This is a genomic window from Acetomicrobium mobile (assembly GCF_937920065.1).
In genome coordinates this window covers 1-3,546 of sequence record NZ_CALETC010000255.1, presented here as the reverse complement: position 1 = coordinate 3,546, position 3,546 = coordinate 1, and the positions used below count along the sequence as shown (strand labels likewise).

The 3,546-nt window shown below is 43.7% G+C and carries 7 protein-coding genes; 5 read left to right on the top strand and 2 right to left on the bottom strand.

The features are described from left to right. The 4 genes from Q7P41_RS09705 to Q7P41_RS09690 all read left to right on the top strand — a co-directional run. The coding region (locus Q7P41_RS09705) for an aldehyde ferredoxin oxidoreductase C-terminal domain-containing protein (protein WP_303883863.1) at positions 1-856 on the top strand (856 nt) is incomplete at its 5' end. After that, a complete protein-coding gene (locus Q7P41_RS09700; protein WP_303883861.1) occupies positions 838-1,068 on the top strand; it encodes a MoaD/ThiS family protein in 231 nt (76 codons plus the stop codon). The genes Q7P41_RS09705 and Q7P41_RS09700, both read left to right, overlap by 19 nt. 19 nt (positions 1,069-1,087) lie before the next feature. After that, positions 1,088-1,204: a hypothetical protein gene (locus tag Q7P41_RS09695; protein WP_369693155.1), complete on the top strand. Its 117-nt coding sequence runs from the start codon at positions 1,088-1,090 to the stop codon at positions 1,202-1,204. After that, the gene (locus tag Q7P41_RS09690; protein ID WP_303883859.1) at positions 1,195-1,533 is read left to right on the top strand and encodes a hypothetical protein; all 339 of its coding nucleotides are present in this window, start codon (positions 1,195-1,197) and stop codon (positions 1,531-1,533) included. The genes Q7P41_RS09695 and Q7P41_RS09690 overlap by 10 nt, the downstream gene beginning before the upstream one ends. A gap of 67 nt (positions 1,534-1,600) precedes the next feature. On the opposite strand, the gene Q7P41_RS09685 is transcribed toward Q7P41_RS09690, so the two are convergent. Further along, the gene (locus Q7P41_RS09685; RefSeq protein WP_303883857.1) at positions 1,601-2,806 is read right to left on the bottom strand and encodes an MFS transporter; all 1,206 of its coding nucleotides are present in this window, start codon (positions 2,804-2,806) and stop codon (positions 1,601-1,603) included. Between the two features lie 85 nt (positions 2,807-2,891). Between Q7P41_RS09685 and dmpI the strand changes: the two genes are divergently transcribed. Continuing rightward, positions 2,892-3,077: a 4-oxalocrotonate tautomerase DmpI gene (dmpI, locus tag Q7P41_RS09680; protein ID WP_303883856.1), complete on the top strand. Its 186-nt coding sequence runs from the start codon at positions 2,892-2,894 to the stop codon at positions 3,075-3,077. Between the two features lie 337 nt (positions 3,078-3,414). Here dmpI and Q7P41_RS09675 read toward each other — a convergent pair. After that, positions 3,415-3,546, bottom strand: a 132-nt coding sequence (locus Q7P41_RS09675; RefSeq protein ID WP_303883865.1) for a M23 family metallopeptidase, incomplete at its 5' end; no start/stop codon positions are given.

Sequence of the window (3,546 nt, the reverse complement as noted above, 5' to 3'; positions counted from 1 at the left end):
CACCCTTGATACCATAAGCACGGGGATGACCATAGCTTTTGCGATGGAGTGTTTTGAGGCCAATATATTGACCAAAGAAGATACCGACGGTATAGAGCTGGTCTTTGGCAATAAAGAGGCCCTTCTTACCATGATAGAAAAGATAGCAAAAAGAGAAGGTTTCGGCAACGTTTTAGCTGAAGGGAGTAAAAGGGCTTCGGAGATCATAGGAAGGGGATCGGAAAGGTTCGTTTTAACCGTGAAGGGACAAGAACTTCCAATGCACGATCCCAGGGGTAAATATTCCGTTGGACTAGCTTATGCTCTCTCCGAAAAAGGTGCAGATCATATGGTTGCTGCCCACGATACAATGATAGTTTCAAAAGATGAGTTTAGTTTTAGGGAGATAATGCCCTTGGGGATACTTGAGCCGGAAAAACCCACCAAATTTTCTCCCTTAAAGGTGCGTACCTTTGCATACCTTTCGATGTGGTGGAGCTTTTTTAATGCAGCGGGCATATGTGATTTTGTCCCAGTGCCAAGAAGTTCGATGTCTATAAATGATGTAATCAATGCCTTGAATGCTTTTACAGGATGGAAGACTAGCGTATTTGAGGTCATGAAAGCAGGAGAACGGGCTTTAGCATTGGCTAGGATCTTTAATTCGCGGGAAGGTTTCGATGCTGAAGATGATATAGTCCCTGAAAGATTACATAGCCCTCTTAAAAATGGCGCCCTAAAGGGCAATTTTCTTCCTAAAGAAGAATTTATGCAGGCTTTGCAGCTTTACTATGGCATGATGGGTTGGACAGAAAAAGGAATTCCAACGAAAGAAAAACTGTTGGAGTTAGGGCTTGAGTGGCTGGTCGAAGGGTAATGGCTAAAGTGATTATATTCAAAGGCGATAAATTGATCGAACGCGAGATAAAGTTGGATTCTCCTCTCCCTCTAAGGGATTTATTGGATAAAATTGGCGTTTCAAGGGAGGAAGTAGGATTTGCAATCTGTAAATCAGATTTTATCTCCAAGGATGATTTAGTGAACCCCGATGATGAGGTGCGAATTTTTCCTCCTTTAGGAGGAGGTTAAAAAGGGCTTTGAAAAAAGCATTTATGATGGACATCCCTGGATTCATAAAAACGCCATAAACAAAATCAGGGGTAAATTTACACCTGGTGATTTGGTGGAAATTAAGGATTGGCGGGGGGGAAGTTTTTGGCCATAGGATACGCAAATCCTGTTTCTTACATCACTGCACGCGTGCTCACCAGAGAAGAGGAGAGCGTCGATGAGGGCTTTCGGCGCAAGAGGCTCAAAAAAGCTTTAGATTTCAGGAGGAAGATTAGCGTTAGTGCCTTAGATGCCTACAGGCTAGCATTCAGTGAAGCAGACTTTTTACCTGGTCTAATCGTTGACAAATTTGGCGATTATATTGCCATGCAAGTTTTAACCCTTGGCGTGGAAAGAGTCAAAGATACGATCGTAAAAATCTTGATCGAATTATTTCCCGTGAAAGGCGTATACCAGTCATCCTATACTACTGGGCTTCGATGAATCCTTATATCTCAAATGCCTTTTATTGGAAGCATCATAAGCTTTGATCTTTAAGGCCCAAATGATTTTAGTTTTCATCTTGCGGTTCTTTTAAGATTGCAGCTTTTTCTTTTTTCTTTATGATGGAGACGAAACATAAACTTGCAAGGGGCAAAGCTCCAACTACTACCAAAGCACAAGTAAGGCCAAGATGATCGCCTATGATGCCCAGCGGTGGAATTAGCAAGCTGCCCAGTCCCCATGCGAAGCCCATAACTATGGAGCTTGCCATAGCCCGAGAATGGGGCATCCATTCCTGGGAGATAGCGCCCGTTATGGGAGTAGTAGCTTCGATGAAAGCTGCGCCCAGCGTGAAAAGCAGCACTGATAGGATGCCTTTCGTCAAAGCAGCCGGGATGAGCAAGGCGCCTCCCATGGCCATACATAAAAAAATTATTTTACTTTTGCTGGTGCGGTCTGCAATGTAGCCTCCCAAAAGGGGCGATAGCGATCTTGCTATCATTATGATGAATAATACTTTGCCAACATCACCAATGGTTCCTCCTTTGGCCGCAATCGCGATGGGCATGAAAAATTGGATCCCTTGGATTGAGGTATCTCTTATCACGGCAACGGATAGGGGGGCAAAGGTAACTTTCATGGAATGTAGTATAAACTTTAGCCCCTTTGTCTCGACAGAGCTTTGATATGTATGCTTGCCTGGTATGATTGGCAGGAACTTAAAGACGAGCATCGCATATAATAAGACCGGAATGGATGTCACTATGGGCAAAAACGCCTCGCCCAACCTTTGGTAAAGATAAGCTCCGTAAAGCGGGCTTAAAGCGCTTGCCAATATTCCCCCCACTGAGAAAATAGAAAAGGCAAAGGATAAGTTTTGTGAAGTGGTTAAATGGCCGACCGAACCTTGACCCTGTGGGTGAAAAGTAGCACTTCCTATGGCCCACAGCCCAACAAAGAAAAAAGCCAAAGCATAACTTGGCGACGAAGGTATCAACGAAGCACCAAGGGCCGCAAGGATGGGTCCTATAAGTATCATCAGGGGACGCGACGTTTTATCCGAGGCGTATCCCAACAAGGGCTGCATAAACGAATTAATTATGCCTGATAGGAAGGTTAACATGCTTGCCTGAGTGATAGATAAACCCAAATTAATCATTAAGATTGGAGTAAAAGTCGGCAAGAAAGCGGCATGCACATCATTTATAAAGTGGCCTATGGTAAGTATGGCAAGCCCCTTGTGAGTATTTGTCTTTGAGTTTTCGGCCTCCAAAGTCGCAACCCCCTATGCATTAGATATGTTATTATTCAAGTGTAACATACCAAATAAGACTATTTAATCCAAGGGGGTATAAGAAATGCCAGTAATCACCGTAAATGGTCCGGCTTTAAGCCTAGAAAAGAAAAGAGAATTGGTTAAAGACCTTACGGAGGCGGCGAGCAAGATCATGGATATACCTAAGGAAGCCTTTGTGGTGCTGGTTTCCGAAAATCCCCAGGAAAACGTAGGAGTTGGCGGGATGCTTTTGGCCGACAAAAAATAAGATTCTTCCGGGGAAGCCCCTGCGGAAAAGCCAAAGCGCGGGGGTTATTGATTAGCATCCTTGGTCGCCATGTTTATGCAAGTTATTTTATGTTCTTGCCAGAAAAAAGAATATCACCAAAGCAGCGATGATGACATGGATTGTATATTGACGTAGTTTGCCTGTATGAATTTTAGCCACCAACGATGATTTGATCATAGCTTTAATGACAAAAGCGCAGAAGCAAAAAGAAAGCTCGCGCAGTTTCATTGCCCTGAAAAAGGATGCAATGATGTATTATGTTATCGTTATTTTTGGCATTTCGCTAACATAACATACGTTTATAAGCTAGTGGCGTTCAAAAAAGTGACGCCGGATCGACGGCATTTCCTAAAAGATAAAGCCCAAAGTGCAAGTGTGGGCCCGTCGCCCTTCCGGTCTGTCCGGAAAGAGCAATAACTTCTCCTTTTTGTACAAATTGGCCTTCCTT

Excerpts from the sequence above, each read along its gene's own strand:
- dmpI (WP_303883856.1), top strand. The coding sequence starts at position 2,892 with ATGCCAGTAATCACCGTAAATGGTCCGGCTTTAAGCCTAGAAAAGAAA.